16 protein-coding genes are annotated in these 16,617 nt (G+C 63.7%); 14 read left to right on the forward strand and 2 right to left on the reverse strand.

What is annotated here, in order from left to right:
* Positions 1–18: 18 nt before the first annotated feature.
* Both ACEL92_RS01470 and ACEL92_RS01475 read right to left on the reverse strand, forming a co-directional pair.
* Positions 19–1,203 carry a tyrosine-type recombinase/integrase gene (locus ACEL92_RS01470; RefSeq protein WP_374023908.1) on the reverse strand — a complete coding sequence of 395 codons (1,185 nt, stop codon included), beginning with the start codon at positions 1,201–1,203 and terminating at the stop codon, positions 19–21.
* A complete protein-coding gene (locus tag ACEL92_RS01475; RefSeq protein WP_374026434.1) occupies positions 1,196–1,978 on the reverse strand; it encodes a hypothetical protein in 783 nt (260 codons plus the stop codon). Before ACEL92_RS01475 ends, ACEL92_RS01470 begins: the two co-directional genes overlap by 8 nt.
* Positions 1,979–2,375: 397 nt before the next feature.
* Here ACEL92_RS01475 and ACEL92_RS01480 point away from each other — a divergent pair, with 397 nt between their 5' ends.
* The 14 genes from ACEL92_RS01480 (at position 2,376) to ACEL92_RS01545 (ending at position 16,607) form a co-directional block, all read left to right on the forward strand.
* Positions 2,376–3,275 carry a hypothetical protein gene (locus ACEL92_RS01480; RefSeq protein ID WP_374023909.1) on the forward strand — a complete coding sequence of 300 codons (900 nt, stop codon included), beginning with the start codon at positions 2,376–2,378 and terminating at the stop codon, positions 3,273–3,275.
* The gene (locus ACEL92_RS01485; RefSeq protein WP_374023910.1) at positions 3,272–3,811 is read left to right on the forward strand and encodes a hypothetical protein; all 540 of its coding nucleotides are present in this window, start codon (positions 3,272–3,274) and stop codon (positions 3,809–3,811) included. The genes ACEL92_RS01480 and ACEL92_RS01485 overlap by 4 nt, the downstream gene beginning before the upstream one ends.
* A gap of 421 nt (positions 3,812–4,232) precedes the next feature.
* Positions 4,233–4,490 (forward strand): hypothetical protein, encoded by a 258-nt coding sequence (locus ACEL92_RS01490; protein ID WP_374023911.1) that lies wholly within the window; start codon positions 4,233–4,235, stop codon positions 4,488–4,490.
* A complete protein-coding gene (locus ACEL92_RS01495; protein ID WP_374023912.1) occupies positions 4,487–4,762 on the forward strand; it encodes a WhiB family transcriptional regulator in 276 nt (91 codons plus the stop codon). Before ACEL92_RS01490 ends, ACEL92_RS01495 begins: the two co-directional genes overlap by 4 nt.
* Complete coding sequence (locus tag ACEL92_RS01500; protein WP_374023913.1) at positions 4,759–5,148, forward strand: NUMOD4 domain-containing protein; 390 nt, start codon at positions 4,759–4,761, stop codon at positions 5,146–5,148. Before ACEL92_RS01495 ends, ACEL92_RS01500 begins: the two co-directional genes overlap by 4 nt.
* 23 nt (positions 5,149–5,171) lie before the next feature.
* Positions 5,172–5,468, forward strand: a complete 297-nt coding sequence (locus ACEL92_RS01505) for a hypothetical protein (RefSeq protein WP_374023914.1) — start codon at positions 5,172–5,174, stop codon at positions 5,466–5,468.
* Positions 5,469–5,482: 14 nt separating this feature from the next.
* Positions 5,483–5,884: a hypothetical protein gene (locus ACEL92_RS01510; RefSeq protein WP_374023915.1), complete on the forward strand. Its 402-nt coding sequence runs from the start codon at positions 5,483–5,485 to the stop codon at positions 5,882–5,884.
* A 142-nt stretch (positions 5,885–6,026) separates the two neighbouring features.
* Positions 6,027–6,449: a hypothetical protein gene (locus tag ACEL92_RS01515; protein WP_374023916.1), complete on the forward strand. Its 423-nt coding sequence runs from the start codon at positions 6,027–6,029 to the stop codon at positions 6,447–6,449.
* Positions 6,450–6,451: 2 nt separating this feature from the next.
* Positions 6,452–6,934, forward strand: a complete 483-nt coding sequence (locus ACEL92_RS01520; RefSeq protein ID WP_374023917.1) for a hypothetical protein — start codon at positions 6,452–6,454, stop codon at positions 6,932–6,934.
* Between the two features lie 293 nt (positions 6,935–7,227).
* Positions 7,228–7,557, forward strand: a complete 330-nt coding sequence (locus tag ACEL92_RS01525) for a hypothetical protein (protein WP_374023918.1) — start codon at positions 7,228–7,230, stop codon at positions 7,555–7,557.
* A complete protein-coding gene (locus ACEL92_RS01530; RefSeq protein ID WP_374023919.1) occupies positions 7,550–9,067 on the forward strand; it encodes a terminase large subunit domain-containing protein in 1,518 nt (505 codons plus the stop codon). Before ACEL92_RS01525 ends, ACEL92_RS01530 begins: the two co-directional genes overlap by 8 nt.
* Before the next feature lie 12 nt (positions 9,068–9,079).
* A complete protein-coding gene (locus ACEL92_RS01535) occupies positions 9,080–9,544 on the forward strand; it encodes a phage terminase small subunit P27 family (protein ID WP_374023920.1) in 465 nt (154 codons plus the stop codon).
* A 1,076-nt stretch (positions 9,545–10,620) separates the two neighbouring features.
* Positions 10,621–15,924, forward strand: coding sequence for a phage tail tape measure protein (locus tag ACEL92_RS01540; protein WP_374023921.1), 5,304 nt, complete (start codon positions 10,621–10,623; stop codon positions 15,922–15,924).
* A complete protein-coding gene (locus ACEL92_RS01545) occupies positions 15,924–16,607 on the forward strand; it encodes a hypothetical protein (RefSeq protein WP_374023922.1) in 684 nt (227 codons plus the stop codon). Before ACEL92_RS01540 ends, ACEL92_RS01545 begins: the two co-directional genes overlap by 1 nt.
* Positions 16,608–16,617 lie beyond the last annotated feature (10 nt).

Below are 16,617 nucleotides of genomic sequence, written 5' to 3' on the forward strand. Positions count from 1 at the left end.
AGATCCGATACTTTCCCATCACATTCGATCTCCACTATCGCTACCTGCGAATTCCTCAAGCACCCCCCGCACGTCCGGCCCGCGCGTCTGCCGCTGCAAATAATGAGCTTCCGTGGTCGCCAGCTTGGTGTGACTCAATTGCTGCTGAGCCGCCGCTGGGCCATGCGCGTCGCGCACGACCGTCGCGACGGTGCGCCGGAAACTATGCGGTGTCACCCACTCAAGGTCACCCGGCAGCGCCGCCCGTAGCGCACGGCGCATATTCGCCAGACTCATCCACCCGCCATTACGGTTGGCGAACACCGGACCACCTAGGCCTCCCGTTTCGGCGACGAGCGTGGTCAGCGCCTCGACGCCAAACTTCGGAAGCACAACAGTGTGCGGTGGTGCTCCGTGCTTGCGGTGGTCCTGGCGATGCAGCGGCTTGCCGGCGATCTTGCCGTGATCGATCAAGGTCCCGGTGACCGTGACCGTAGGTGGATCAGCGAGGAGGTCGACGTCTGGCCACTCGATCGCGAGAACCTCGTTGGGCCGGACGCCGGTGGCCGCCAAGCATTCGATGAAGGCGGGCAGCAACTGGCTCGCTCCTCTACGCGGCCCTGGCCGTTTACGGTCAACGTGCGCCTTCACCGCTGCCCTGATGCGGGCGAATTCAGTCGGCGTCGCGGCCCTCGTTGGCTTGCGCCTAGTCCTACTTGTCCGTGTCTCCCGGACGGGATTCACGGCCAAGACGTCGTACCGCACGGCTAGGCCGCACATGCCCGACAGGATCATTCGGAGCCGCTTCGCTTGCGTGGTGGCGCCCATCTGCTGCAGCCGCGCGTTGACGCGACTAGTCGGCAACTCAGTTATGCGCAGCGCACCGAGCTGACGATCGCCATGCACCTTCCACACGTCCCGGTACTGACCCGCTGTCTGCTGGCTGACCCCGTCCACCGCGGCCTTCGTCTCAATCCAAAGATCGAACAATTCCGACAGAGTGGTCTTATCGGTGACGGTCTGACCTGCGAGCGGCGTGCGCCGGTTCGCCAGGTGACGCTGGAGAATCCGCCGGGCATCCTCGATCGATTTTTCGCTCGACCGCTCCACCCGCCGACGCTTGCCGTCGCCATCCCGAACATAGGTTGCCGCGAAATGCTTGCCACCGCCAGACCATTCGGTGATTCGTCCATGCTCGCCGGGCTGAAGGCGTTGCCTAGGCATCGTGGATCACGCCGCCGTTGTCGCGGATCAGTGCGCTGAGTCGGTCGATCTCGTCGCGGTTGCTCGACTCCTGGGTCTTGAGGGCGGCCTTGACAAGCTCGTCGGGTGCAGCGGCGGCCGCGATCTGCAAGCCGGGGAGCGTCGCAATCAACTCTGCACGCCTGCGGGTCGCGGCCAACAACTCGGCGCCCTTGGACGGCCTAGCGCCGGGGTTCGTGAACGACGGAGCCTCGCCAGTCGCCCATAGGTAGGCGTCCCAACTGCTGCCCGGCCGCCCAGGGATCAATTCAACCTCGCCGTCCGCCAGGTCGGGGTACAGCAGCACCAGTGGCGGAACCTCAAGTGCCGCAGCAAGAACCAGCAGCTCAGCGACGTTGAGAACATTGCCGCGGTGACCCGAATCCAGCTTCGCTATGACCGTGGGTGAGATCCTGTACCCAAGTTCCGCAGTGCGCTCGCTGAGCCAGGCCGCCGACTTGCCATCGCGGGCCTTTTTGACTGCGAGGCCGACGCGCTTGACCAGTTCGGAGGCCCACTTCTCGCCGGGGTCGTCATTCGCCACGCGCAGAGTATTGCACATAGTGTTGCGTCCAAGGAAGGCCATGCTAGTATATTGCGCGTAGAGAATAATCCAGCGGCAGATTATGCGCTGTGCACCGAAGGAAATTCCGATGACCAACGACTGCTTCGAGACCGCCAACAGGTTAGGAGTGGGCCGCTCGACCGTGTTCAAGCTCTGGAAGAGCGGGGAACTCAAATCGGTCACGATCGGCAAGCGCCGATTTTCCACCGACCGCCAAATTGCCGAGTACGTCCACCAGCTAGAGGTGGCCAGCGACCAACGAGTTGCCCCAGTTCTCTCGGGGGCAACTAGCCACCTAGGCCACGCAACGCAAAACCACCGTACATCAACATAATTAACCGCTCCGCCGAACCACGCACCGGCGTCAAAAGAGAGAGAGACTTCAGTTGTCCACCACCCAGACAGGGTGTGGGTCTCCGGTGCGCGCGATTTTTGTGCCGCCAGGGGAAGGTGCCGCCCCACCACAGGGCGGCGCCCACACCATCAACATCAGCCAAACCACCACCACAGAGGCTATCGCTGACGAAGTCGATATTACCACTGCACAACACAATTCGCCTCATCGCACCTCTCCGGCCAGGCCGACAGAATGAGCGGGAAGCTGGTGGGGGAAGTTATCCACGCGGCGGCATCCCTGAAGGCAAAGGGTTTGTCTGGGACGGCCTTCCACGCCCTGATCGCCATCGCCGAGAAGTGCAGCCAGGTATCGGGGCAAGGCTCGGTACGGTGGAGCCACATCTGTGACGGCATCTACGGCAGCGGCGATCAGCTCCCGTCAAAACGTACTGCGGAGCGCGCCGTCCGTGAACTAAAAGACGCCGGGTTGCTCCGTGTCGTAAGGCCCGGCTTCAATAACAACCACGGGCACGTGTGCGCCCCGGTCTACGAGATTTTGTTGCCGACCGATACCGACATCCAGCTGTCGCGATCGGTCCCGACCGATACCGACGTCCAAGTGTCGGCATCGCCACCGACCGATACCGACATCCAGCTGTCGCGATCGGTCCCGACCGATACCGACAAACACGAGACCGATACCGACAAAATCGGGACCGATACCGACACCCTGGGTGTCGTACTTGACGGTTCTTCTGACGGTACTTCTGACGGAAACGTCACGTCTGTAGGTGCACCCGCTGAGAATTCGGCGCGGGCCACGCCGGCCGACACCAAGCGCGGGTGCCGCATCCCCGGCGACTGGCGACCATCCCAAGCCACCACGCAATGGGCTCGAGAGCGTTTCGGCCACTTGGACCTGAATGCCGAATGGGAAGCCTTCGTCAACTACTGGTTGGGCGAATCGGGACAGCGCGCCTGCAAACAGGACTGGGATCGGGCATTCAGGACCTGGCTGCACCGAGCACGTCCGAAGCCAGCATTAAATCGTCCCAGCGTCAACGCTGATGGCCTCACTGCAGGCGAAGCGAAAGTCGCCGGGTGGGCCAGCCTTGGCGCCCCAAACCCCAACCCGCAGACGGAGATCGAATGACCGACTACCACCAAACCGCCGCCAGGGCTCTTGCGAAATGTGCGGCATACGACCCGTGGTTTCCCCAACCCAACCGCGCCACCGTCGACGCGTGGGCCGAAGCGATCGAGGAATACAAGCTCGGGGAGGCCGATGTGCTCAAAGGCGTGAAAATCGCGTACCGGGACAACGGGGCCGGTTTCCGGCCCCTGCCCCGCGACGTCATCCAAGCCGCACGACAGGTACGCCGCGACCGCGCCGAAGCCGAATCGGATGCCGAACGTGAGGCGCGGGAGGATCGGCACGACCAAGCGTTAGAGGCCCGAAACCGTGCCCGGCTCGGCGATGTCGTCGAGCAGATCGGCCACCGGGTAAGCATGCCCGCACCGACGCCCAGCACACCCCAACGTAACCCGCACAACCCATTAAATGTCGCCTGCCCTTGGTGCCACGCAACCATCGCACGGGCATGCACCAACGCTGCCACCGGCAACCCCACCAGCCCGCACCCCAGCCGGATAGAGGCCCTACAGGCCGCGATCGTAGGCGTCGCATGACAGACAACGTGATCGCGCTGCGCCCCCGGAAAACACAGGTAATCTGGATGGCTTACGAGGCGGCCGGAGACGCGTTACAACGCCCATGTGGGCATTGTGGCGCCCCGGCGGGCCAATTTTGCACCGCCGACGACGGACGTCGCTTACGCCGGGTGCCGTGTGTAAGTCGCTGTGCCAGCGGAGATCGGCTAAGCGCAGCAGCGCTTACCGGCGCTGATGCGGCGGTCGATTTCAGCGAACCCAGGCACGTGCGGGAGTCGACATGAACCCCGCCGACATCGCTGCCGCACTAGTCGTGAGGTGCGGCCTCTGCAAGGCCCGACCGGGTGAGCCGTGCCGCAACACGATCAAGCCCGGCCAACCGCTACCCGGCCGCGAAATCCACTACTACCGAGTCCCCACCACCTGAAAAGGAAACGCAATGACCACCACCATGTCCGCCACAGTGAACTACCCGGAACTGCTGAGGCTCAGTGACATGATCGCCACCGCCGACGAGGCGTGGGCCGAACTCAGGGCGCTCGAAAAGCGAATAGCCGATTTCGAGACCGAACACCAGGCCGTATTCGCTCGCCACAGTGAGCTGCACAGGGAGTTACGCCGCGTCGAAAACTCGGCATGGAACGCGTCAGAGGACTTGTTTGATTTCGGGCGTGAGGCCACCGGGGAAACGTCGTGACCACCGCCTCCGAACTGATTGCCGACGTGCGCGCCCAACCGGATTTGAGCGCCGGACTGTGTGTCGGCGAGCCCGAACTATGGGGCGACCCCGAGGACCCCGTACTCGTCGACCGCGCCATCGCGTTGTGCACGGAGTGCCCCGTGCTCCAAGTTTGCGCGGAATGGGCCGGCGGCTTGGCGGAGGGCAGCGTTCATGGCGTTGTCGGCGGTCAAGTGCGGCAATGGTTGTCGCCGAACCAACGCTGGCGACGAGGGCGGCGAGCGGCATGACGGGATCGCTCGTGTCGGACGACATCCCTGAAACCTGGCTGCCTATCGGCGGATACGAACACCGCTACGAAATCTCGAACCTGGGGCGTCACCGGGGCCTACCGCGCCAAGTCCGCTACAGCCCGAACGGCGAGGAACGGACGCGCCTGGTGCCCGGCGGCATCCTGGTCCCGATGCGCCGACGTGAAGGCGACAGGTGGCGCATCAAGTTGTACAAGAACAACACTGCCGCACATTTCGACCTGGCCGACCTCGTCTTGGCGACATTCCACGGCCCGGCGCCTACTCCCCACCACTATGCACAGCACATTGACTGCGATCTCGACAACTGCCACCTGGCGAACCTGCGCTGGGCGCTTCGGGACGCAGAGGAAGCCGCCGCATGACCCACCACCAGAAAAGGAACCCCATGAATACTCCGACCGAATCCGAAGAGCAGCCCACGCCTTCCGAGCTCGGGGCGCTCCTCGCGGCCACCCGCTGGTTGCTGCTCGCCGGCGTGACCGGTGACCAGGATCGCGTGGCCTCAGAGGTTATGCGGATCGCCGGGAACGGCATCGAGGTCACCGCGTTCGTGCTGGGCGCCCTGACCAAGAGGGCAGCCGCAGCGGTGGTGCGCGAACACGGGTCACGTGAGGCGGCGATTGCCGCGGTCAACGCCGAAATTGTCGCGGCGGAATTGCAGGCGGCGGGGGAAGCGGAGTAAACGTGAATCGGGCGATGGCGGAGTTGGACTCTCAGGTGATGCACCTGCCTGGGGGCAGCCTCATTGCGCCCGAAATGGTGGCCGAGTTATGCGGCGTAATCGCATTCGTTGACGCCGAATTGGCCAACCGGAGCCGTCTCGTTAGTGTTCGCCTTCGTCAACTGCACGCCGCCTTGGCGCCGGGCCGCCGTCGTCGCGTAGGCGCGACAGATGCGACCTTCAGGGCGCTCTCGTCCATACAATTCGGTAGTGCAGAGATCGACTCGACCACGGCCGCGGGGATGCTGGAGATGAAACCCGACACACTGCGTAAGAAGCTTCGGCTTGGACTTATTGAGGGGCGCCGCGACGCCAGCGGCCGGTGGTGGATGCCGTTATCGGCGGTCGAAGAACTACTACAGCAGAAGGCGGCCTGAAGTGCAGAGCAGTGACCGAACGATGAGCCGCGACGAATGGGCACACTTATGGGGCCGTCTCAAGACACGCGGCTTCGCAACCGGCTCCGCTTCAACGCATCTCGTAGACGCAGCCTTTCGAGGGGTGAGTCCGTTCCAACTCATGACCCTTCTCGACCAGGCAGCCGACGACGATGAGCGTCTGGGCGACATTGTCGTCGGCACGCTCGCCCTCTGCTGCACACTGGCCAAACGCAATCGCACACCACAGGGGTTGATGGAGATAACGGCCACGTTGCTAGACATCGAGCAGTCAGCGCAAGCGCAAACCACCAGGGCTGCTGCTCGGTTGCTGCTGGCCCACCAAATCACCTATGACGTAGCAAATCTCGACGATTCAGATCGAATCGACCCAGCTGCGCTTTGGGCTATCGGCGCCAACCAGTACAACACGGTCTTACGCGCGGCCGACGACCTTGCTTCCGCGGTCGTTGTGGAGGCGCTGATCCTGTGGGCGCGGCTGCTGCCCGAGATATCCACGAGAACCGTTAAAGCCGTGGCGGGCCAACTCTTTGGAGCTAATTAACTATGGCGCTAACAAAAGCCGGGATTCGCATCCAACAGATCCACCAGGAGCGCGAAATGATCTGGGGGCAGGTCAAAGCAGTAGTCGAGCCGGCGGCCAGCGAAGAGCGTTATTTAACCGAGGACGAGGACCATATTTTTATGGCGGGATGCGCAAAACTCGACGAGCTTCTTGAAGAACAGCGGCAACTGGAAAGGGCGCAGGCGATGCGAGACCATCCGGGAAACGAGGGTGAACACGCCGACGTCAACACGCGCCTGCGCCGCGATCAGCTTGACTTGCACGCGCGCAAGATCAAGAACGCCGATGCCGCCCGCGTCCAGCAAGAAAACATCAACCGCACCAGAGACCTTCAGAGAAAGCTGGAGTCGATTGAGGTGGACCAGAAAATCAAAGAACGGCAGATCCAACTAGATCACCACCGCCGCCGCGCGCAACAGGCCGACCTCGACCTGGCCGCACTCCAACGACGGCTGGAGACCTGAAACCCAATGCTCCCGTTGCCCCTCCCCGCTGCGTGCGACCTGGGCAGCCATCGGCCCTGGTGTGCAGCGGGGCCACGCCACCCGGCGCTGGCGGCGCTTCTTCCGTTCCCGCCGCCAGCGCCGGGCCACCAGCCGAACCAACGCGGGAAGGAAGCCCAACGGGTTCGACTGCGGTCAAGACGCCACGAAGCGATGGAAGCGCTGACGGCGGGCTTGACCACCCAACTCCGGTGCCCCCGGTTTCACCCCTCGGCTGGGGGCACCGGATCAACAAATGATTAGGAGCAGCATCCATGGGCGAAATGGGGTTCGATTGGGGCAGTCTGGCCGAGCAATTCGGCCTACTCGAATATGGCGTCGAGAGCCTCGGAGAGCGTGTGGAGGCTTTGCGTGAACTGCCTGAGGTCGCTGGCTCACAGCAGCTGCAAGACGTCCTTGGCGCGAATGGCATGAGCGGCCACCTGGAGTGGACGGGGCGGGTGCTTGCCCGCGTGGACTCCAAGCTGAAGGAGGCGTTCGAATTGCTCGGCGCCAGCTCCCTCAACTGGGAGGATTTTAAGGCCATCGCCGGAGGATGGGTGCCGCCGCGGCCGCCAACATTCGAAGGCGATGACGATGGCTGAGGTGGTGGCGTGGCCTGCCGAGGTGCCCGAGCCGCTGTCGGCACCGCCGTTGACCAACGCACCCTCCGACGGGCCTGAGGTTATCGCCTGGATCGAGCAGCATTGTGTGTACGGGGAGGGCGACTTCTACGGCCAGCCGGTAGAGCTCGAACTCTTTGAAAAGCTGCTCCTGTGGTGGCTTTTCGAGAAGAAGCCAGACGGCCGCTACCGGTATCGGCGCGCGCTGATCGAAATGCCGAAGGGCAACGGGAAGAGTCTGTTGATGACCGTCATCGCCCTCTACTTGTTGTGCAACCGGTTTTCGCCGGTGATCCCGATCGGCGCCGCCTCCTTTGAGCAGGCAGGCCTGGTGTTTCGTGACATGCAGACCAATGTGCAAGAAAGTCCCAGTCTGCGTGAGCGTCTCGTGGCTTACGAAAGCGACATCCGCCGCAAAGACGGGCCGGGCCGCGCCTACCGCGTTTTCGCAACAGACGGAACGAACGACGGTGCGAGGCCCACAACGGTTTTAGCGGACGAGATTCACGCGTGGATGTCGCCAAAGCAGGAACGCTGCCACTTGGTGTTGACCAACGGTTTGTCCAAGCGTGAGCACGCACTCGAACTGAACGTGACAACGCCGGGTTACCACCGTGATTCGCTTGCCGGCCGAATGCATGACTACGGGCTCAAGGTCAACAGCGGCGAGATCAAAGACCCTTCGTTCTTGCACGTGCAGTGGGGCTGTGAACCGGATCGATTCGACCTCAGCACGTACGAGGGAATCTGCGCCGCAATCCGCGCCGCGTCTCCGGCCGCGGACAAGTTCCTCAACGTGGAAAGCGTCGCGGCCAAATACTATCAAATCGATGAATTGGAATTCCATCGCTATCACTTAGGTGTGTGGACGGTGTCGATCGACTCATGGCTGCCCAGCGGGGCATGGGATGCGTGTGCCGATCCCGGCCGAACCATCGCAAACGGTGCACGGGTGGTGCTCGGGTTCGACGGGTCGTTCTCTCGGGACTCCACCGCACTGGTAGCGGTCACCGTCGACGACGACAAACCCCACATCGATGTTGTGGAGTGTTGGGAACGCCCGGCGAATGCGTGGCAAGGGTGGCGGGTGCCCACGCTGGACGTCATCCAGGCTATCCGGGACGCCTGCGGCCGGTACGACGTCGCCGAAGTAGTGGTCGACCTCTTCGCGTGGAAACACATCTTCGAGGAACTGGCCGAAGAGGGCGTCAACGTGGTGGACCACCCGCAACAACAGAGGCAAATGGTCGGAGCCACCGAGCGAGCTTTCGACGCCATCCGCGAAGGAAACATCACACACTCCGGTGACCCGCGGTTGGCCCGGCACGTCGCCAACGCCCGCGCGAAGACCGGGCCACGTGGCCGCACGCTGTGCAAGGAAAGCCCCCACAGCCCCAACAAAATCGACCTCGCCGTAGCAATGTGCATGGCGCTGGATAGGGCTGCCGCGCTGCGCCCAGCGCAGTACGACATTCTCGAATCCGTGTGGTGAGGAGGCAAACTCGTGAGCAGACGCCCAAACCCTAACCACAACCCCAAAAGCGATCAGCCGCGGCCGGTACCGACGCCTCCGGCCGGGCTCGGCACTGACGGTCTGGCAGCCTGGAAGTGGATCTGGTCGCCTGAACACGCCTGGATCACCAACCGCCACCTAGGGCTCGTTGAGCGTTATTGTCGGCTTCGCGACTTCGTTGACCAAGCATTCACGCAGATCCGCGAAGATGGACTCCTCGTGACCGGCAGCCAAAAGCAGCCCCGCGTACACCCCGCACTGACACTGCTGAAAAACCTGGCCGTCGAGCTACGCCTGAGTGAGATTGAGCTCGGCCTAACACCAGCCTCAGAATCCAAGACGACCACACCAACGGCAGCGCCCACCACGACAGCGCCGCCGACCAACACCGACACCAAACCCGCTGACACGTCGATCGTCACCTTGCTGAGCGACCACCGTAGCCGCAAGTCCTAAACGCAACCCCCTACCTAATCCGGACCGATTTCGCCCGCCAACAGGCAAATCAGAGCCCAACACGGGCAAAAGAAGCCCAACCAGCGGCGAGCAAAAAAAGTTTTCATTCGGCGTCGGAGAGACTTTCATTGGCATCGGGTCGAGCGCGCCCATCCCTAAAAAACCGGCGCCAGGAGGGGCCGGTAGGGGTGGTGTTGGGATGGTTGGGTTTTGGGTGGACACCCTTGCAAATCGTGCTAGTTATCACGGTTTGGCCTCTGCGGTGGTGTGTCCGCGGTTCGGTTGGTTGGTGTGCGCGGTTGTTGGCGCGGTAGGTAGTGCTAGGGCGGTTGGCGGCCGGAGTAGGTGCGCTAGGGCGTGGTTGTTGGTGGTAGGTGGGGCTCCGCGTTGGATAGCCGCAGGTGGGGCCGGTAAAAACTCCGGGCGCCCTGACCAGGCGGTTTGGTACCTGACAGTTGCCAAGCCGAGGTCAGAACGGGCAGTCGGCGACGACGTCGTTGGTGGTGTGGTTGTCGCTGTTTGGTGGGCACGCGAATTCGCGTGCCGTGGGTTCCGAATCCGCGCAATTGCGCGGGTTTGCCGCTGTGGTGGACGCCCTTGGTCGGTGGCCGCGGTTGCAATCCCTATGCTCTGGCGCTGACGGCTTGTTGGCAGTTCGTGATTCGGTGTGCCCGAGGTCCCATGGTTCGTCGGGTTGGATGAGTTGTTCGCAGCCGGGCCGGCGGCAGATGACGCCGCCTGCGGCGACGATTGGTGTCCAGTGTGCGCGTAGTGCGCGGTGTTGGGCGCCGTAGCCGCGTTGGGTGCTGGTGCCGCGTAGGTGTTCCCATTGGCGGCGGCATGTGTCGCAGCGGCCGCCGGTATTGCGGGTGAGTGCGGTGCAGCGCGCGCCGTTGACGCCGAGGCACGGCCGTGGGAATTGACTCACGTATTTGACGGTATCGCTTCGGGGCCAACGTTATCCGTTCGCGTCGCGCCGACGCGACGGCCAACGTGATTGGGCCGCAGCGCCTTTAGTCTCGGGTCATGCCGGATGATGTGCCCGACGCGGAGGGGGCCGAATAGTGCCTGTGTATTTGGATGTTGAGCTGCGTGGGGCTCAGCAGGCGGCTGCGGCGGCCGCTAAGGAAGTCACGTCGGTGTTCTCGGCTGCTGGTGCGGACATCAAGAAGATTCTGGGCGGTTCTGTCTCTGAGGCGATGAAGGCGTTGGGGGGCGCTAGCGAGCTTGATCTGCTGAAGAACAAGTTGGTGGAGGCTGGTCAGGCCGAGTTTTTGTTGGCGCAGAGGGCTGAGGCCGCGTCTGTTCGTTCTGTGGCTGCGTGGCGTGCCGCTGAGTCGGCGGTGGATAAGTACGGGGCTGCCAGCGCTAGGGCCGCGAAAGCGACCGCCGGTGCGATCGACGCGTCCGCACTGGCCACTGTTGCGGCCAATAAGCACGCCAAGTCGGTCGAAGACAGCGCCGCAGCCCACCAGGCCCTTGAGGGCGCCGTTGCGGGGTCGGTCGGGGCGATGGGTCGCTACCAGAAGGCTGCCACTTTGGCGGCGGGCGCGGTGGTGGGTGGGTTTGTTGCCGCCGCGGCTGATGCGACGAAGGCGGCCGGCGACTTTCAGGTGCAGTTGGTTCGGCTGGAGACGGTCGGTGGTGAGCTGCCCAAGAATTTGAAGACCATTCACGACGGCCTCATGAATCTGGCGAGCAGTACCGGTTGGAATCCCACGGAATTGGCGACGGGGATGTTGAAGGTCGAGCAGCAAGGGTATCGCGGTGCTGAGGCGCTGACGGTGATGAAGGCCGCGGCGCAGGGTGCTGCGGAAGAGGGCGTTGGTTTGGATGAGGCCGCTAACGCGGTCACCACGACCCTGCATGACTACCATCTCGGAGCCGATCGGGCCGCTGACGTCACGTCGAAAATGATGCAGGCCGTCCGGGACGCCAAGACGACATTCTCTGAATTCGTTGGCGCGTTGCACAATGTCGAGCCGACCGCGAACGCTGCTGGGGAGAGTATCGACGATCTCTTCGCCTCGATGGCCATGCTGACCAAGTCCGGGATGCACCCCGATCAGGCCAGCCAGAACCTGAACCACGCCATCAACACTTTGAGCGGGCCGAAGCCCGGCCAGAGCGAAATGTTCGCCGCTCTTGGCTTGGACCCCCGCAAGATTCCGAACGACATCAAGTCCCTAGGATTCATCGGGACGGCGCAGGAGATCCGCAGCGCTGTCGACCGGCGCATCGGGCCCAACGGCAACGTGATCTTGGATGCGTTCGAAAACAATCCGGCGTCGCAGGCCTTAGAGCAGGAGCAGTACGGCAAGCTCAGCCCGGCCGAGCAGGCTGTTGCCGACCGCATTATGCAAGGGCAGCTTTCGCAGAAGGAATTCCGTAAAAGCCGCGGGGGCCTTGGGGTTACCGAGGCCAAGATCGTTGACGCGTGGCTGAACACCCACGAGAACAATCAAGGGTTTAACCGCGTCCTGAAGAGCCTCAACACCGACCAGATGGGTGTGCTGCAAGCGCTGACGAAGGCCGTTGGCGGGCAGGATGCTGCCCGTACCGTTCTGCAGGTGACGGACCAGAACAATCCCGAGGCCTTGCAGCACCGGCAGGAGATCGCTGACGCCCACGCCGATCGCAACGGCGATGTTATGGAGTTCAGGCGGTCGCAGCAGAACTTCAACGCCCAGTGGAAAGATCTGAGGGGAGCGATCGATTCGCTCAAGATTGAATTCGGCGAGGACTTCCTGCCGATGGCCACCCAATGGGTACACGACCTTGAAATCGGTGTGCATTGGATGCAGCAGCACCGCGCGCTGGTCAAGGATCTGATCGAGGACGTCACCGCTTTGTCTGGCCTGTTCCTCGGCATGAAGCTGTCGAACTCCCTGATCAGCACCGTCAAGACGTTCAACTCCAACCTCGGGTTGACCAAGAAATCAGCTGATCAGGTGAACACGTCGCTGCGGGAATCCGGTCCGGCGGCGCAGGCTGGTGCGACTGGTGTCAATCGCGCCTCCACCGAGGAGGCCAGTGCGCAACAGCGCGTGAAAGACGCCGTGTATCAGGCTAACCAGGAGCTGCGCAACAGCGGTAGCGCCGCGCAGGCTGGTGCCTCCGGTGTCAATGCGGCCGCTGGCGAGGAGGTCGGGGCGCAGAACCGTGTCAAGACCGCGGCCGCGGAGGCGAACGCGGAGATGCGTGCCGCTGGTGCTGCCGCAGAGGCGGGCGCTGCAGGTGTAGTTACCGCTGCTAACACCGAAATCGGTGCCATGAACCGCGTTATGGGTGCCGCCAATAGGGCTAAGAGTGCTCTTGCGCTCGTGGGTGGTGCGGCCGCGTCGCTGGGTGGGGATGCGCTGCAGGCGAACACACGGACCAATACCAATCCGTACAAGCTCGGTGTCATCGCCTCCGATGCGGGGAATATGGCCCTGGCGGGTGGTGCGATCGGTTCGATCATTCCGGGCGTCGGCACCGGCATCGGCGCCGCTATCGGTGGTGTGCTCGGCGGCGGCTACGCCATCTGGGACCAGTACTTCAGCGGCGACCACGATGTGGCTGCCCCGGACAACGCCAGCCCTGACATGGGGCCGGTGCCCGTGATTCCGCAGCCTGATGTCGCGCAGCCGACCCCGGACCTCACGCCGCCCACACCCATGTCGCAGCCCGAAACCCCGGACGTGCCATACGCAGGTGGCGGCGGCGAAGGCGGCGGCAAGAAGCGCAAGGACGACGATCCGTTAGACGAAGACCTCAAAAGGATTGAGCGTCTTCAAACAGAAGCGAATGAAATCCAGGGCCGTATCGCCGATGACAGGGCGTCGAACGACCCGGCGCGGCGCGGCGAAATCCCGTGGCTGCAAAAGAAGCTGGACGAGATCAACCGTGAGCTTGCCGGGATCAGCGGGAAGGGCAAGGGCGGCGCGGGCGGCCAAGAGCCGTGGATGCCGGTCAAGCTCGATGACAACTGGCTGCAGGGCGGTTTGCCAAGTCTGGTTCGCAATACGGTCGGGTTCCTAGAAGACCTGGTGCTTGGCCCGCTGGAAGTGGCCGCGTTCCATGGCATTCCAGACTTCGACGGTGCGGGTGGCCGGGTCGGTAGGCATTCCCGGCGCGGCGCGGGTGCTCGGCGCTCCCACGAAGAGGGTCTGGGCGAAGAAGGCCCCGAGGGTTTGCTCCCTGGTGCCAGAGGTGCTGGATCGGGAGTGGTCCCGGTCTTTGTCACCAACTGGGCATCCGGTGGTCCAGGTGCCCCTGGTGGTGCTGCCGGAGCAGCGGGTATCGGAAACGGCGCGGCCGGTGTCGGTTTCGCCGGTGGCGCTTCCGGTGCGGGTGGTGGCTCGTTCTCAGCCGGGTCCGGCGGTCCCGGCTTCGGCGGCCCTTCAGCCGCTGCCCCGCTTGATCTGAGTGGCCCTTTGACCGCTGACCAGATCCGCAGCCTGGCACCGGATCAGCAGAAGCAACTGTTGCAGGCCGCTTTCCGTTCCGGCGGGGCTGCCGGTGGCGGGGCCGGGTATCCGGGCATCACGTTGGGCACTGAGCCGGCCCACGACCCGCAGTCGGTAGCTCGCTACATCTACAGCGCCGCGCTAGCGCGTGGTTACACGCCTGATCAGGCCACCCAAATCGTTGCCTACTCCGTTGGCGAAAGCGGGCTTAACCCCGGCATTTCCGGTGGAGTGCAAGGCGATGACGAAGTCATTGGCCTCTTTCAGGAGAAGACGGCGTTCGCCCGTGGCCGAAACCGTTCTTCGGTGGTTGGCAACGTTGAGGCATACCTCGATCAGCTTGAGGCGAACCGTAATAAAGCGTGGGGAGCCGCCTACGGAGTCGGCTACGGGGCCTTGGCGTCCACCTCTGTCGGCGGCCCTCTCTCGCGGGAGGGCGCCCAAGCATGGGAGCCGCTCATGGAGCGTGCGCGGGCCTACCTCGGCACGCCGCCGCCGCCAACTCCGGTTCCGGCCTCCCCGGCTAACGCGTCCGCCGCGCACAACTTCTACAAAGACTGGTACGGGGGCATGCCGCCGGCCCAAGACTTTGACGCCGCTCACCTGCCGCCCGACGTCCTTGCGTATGCCCGGCAGCACGGGATGCTGGACGCCGACGGCAATGTGATCGGACAACTGCCTGCCAGCCTTGGGCCGAAGTCGGTTGCGCCGCCGGTGAAGATGCAGCCCGATTTGTCGCGGCTGCTCACGCCTAAGCCACCTCAGCCGCCGGGTCCGCCTGGTCCTCCGGGACAGCCTTGGGTTAACCCGACCACCGATCAGCCGTGGTGGGGCGGTGGCCCAGGACATGGGGGCGGATTCAACTTCGGAAAGCTCGGCGATAGCGTCCGCTCGTTCTTTGACTCGAATAGCCATTGGTACACCTCGGGTGGTCTGGTCAAGTACTTCGCGACCGGCGGCCCGTCGGGTACGGACACGGTCCCGGCGTGGTTGACCCCCGGCGAGTTCGTGATGAACGCGGACGCCACTCGGCAGTACTTGCCGTATCTGCAGTCGATGAATAAGGGTGCCGGGTTAAGTACGGGTGGTTTGGTGCCGCTGTACCTTGCGCCCGGCTCGGACAACCCTGTGCCGCCGTCGCAACCCGCGCCGCCACCGCAGCCCAAGCCGGGCCAGGGCGCGCTCCCCAACGTTGCCGGTCCCGGTAGCCCGAAGGATAAGGGCTCGGGCACCAGCATGCGCGACATGGCCGTACCCGGTGCACAGCAGCCCCCTTCGCCGGGAGCGGTGGGTGGCCTGCCGCCCGGCGGCGGGGCAGAAACGCCGGGCGCACAGAAAGGCCAGGAGGGTCTTGCCACACCCGGTGCGGGTGTGCAGCAGCCCGGCGAGAACCTGCCCGCGTCACCGGGTATCGGATTCAGTGGCGGCATCATCGGCGGCCTGGAGGGCGCGGCCACGTCGGCGGCGGCGATGGGTGCCGACATGGGCACCTTCGGGGCTGGCGGCGGCGCAGCGTCGGCGGCGATGCAGATTGGGTTCCAGGAGTTGAACCGGGCGGCCGCTTATGGCGCGCAGGCGGCCGGTATCGCGGCCAAGGGCATTTTGGAGGCCTTCACGGTCAGCTCATCATCGACCGGGGGTGACTGGGCGGAAACCATTCCTGGGCGCCTGCTTTCGGGGATCGCTGGTGTGCGGCCCAGCCAAAACACCGCCGGGCAAACGCAAACCCCGCTTGCCGGTAACCAAAACGCCGGATATGCCGACGCCGGCGGCGGCAGCACCTACGAAAACCACTTCCACGGACCAGTCACCGTAAAGGCAAATGACCCCATGGAGTTCCACGACGCCATGCAGCAATTCAACAACAGCTACACCATCGCGGAGAACACACACCCCATGTCGGGCTCCATGTTCACGGGACGCAGCTAATGAGCGGGCACCTACTCGGGCGCGGCTTTCCGAACAACGCGCTTCTGAGGGCACGGCCGATCCGACTCGTTCCTGTCACGTTTGACGCGGCCGGGGGGGGCAACAACGGTGCCGCGAATCCGCTCAGCTGGTCAGAAACCATCACCGGTAACGCCGTGCTAGTCCTGGGATCGGTGCTGAGCAACACGCTCACCGGTATCACCGCAACAGTGGGCTCTGCCTCCATGAACCAGCTCCCTGGCAGCCCATTCTATGTAGGGTCGAATCTGTATCTGTTCGCGTTCGGACTGGTCAACGGACCCACCGGAACCCAAACCATCGCAGTTGATTTCGCTGGCGGGGTCAGCAACGGGTCAGCAGCAGACTCCCTCTCGTATAACAACCTCGCTGGTTTCGGCACGCCCGTAACAAATAACGCTGCCAGTGGCACCGCGATCTCCGTGTCCGCGGCATCGGCGCCTCTGAACATGGTGGCCGCCGTCATGTCTTCGGCGGGATCAACCGCATCCAGCATCTCTAACTTCAACCAGACGATCCGCTACACCCACGCCACCGTTTCTGGGGGCAGCAGGGCAACAGTGATTGGTGACGCGCCCGGCGCACCAACTGTGACATTCACTGGTACAGCACCTGGTTCATCAGCTTGGGGCGCGATGGCTGTCCCGCTGCTCCGCATCCTTTGATGCGATAGAA

This window comes from Mycobacterium hainanense, from assembly GCF_041890355.1.
Classification (GTDB): Bacteria; Actinomycetota; Actinomycetes; order Mycobacteriales; family Mycobacteriaceae; genus Mycobacterium; species Mycobacterium hainanense.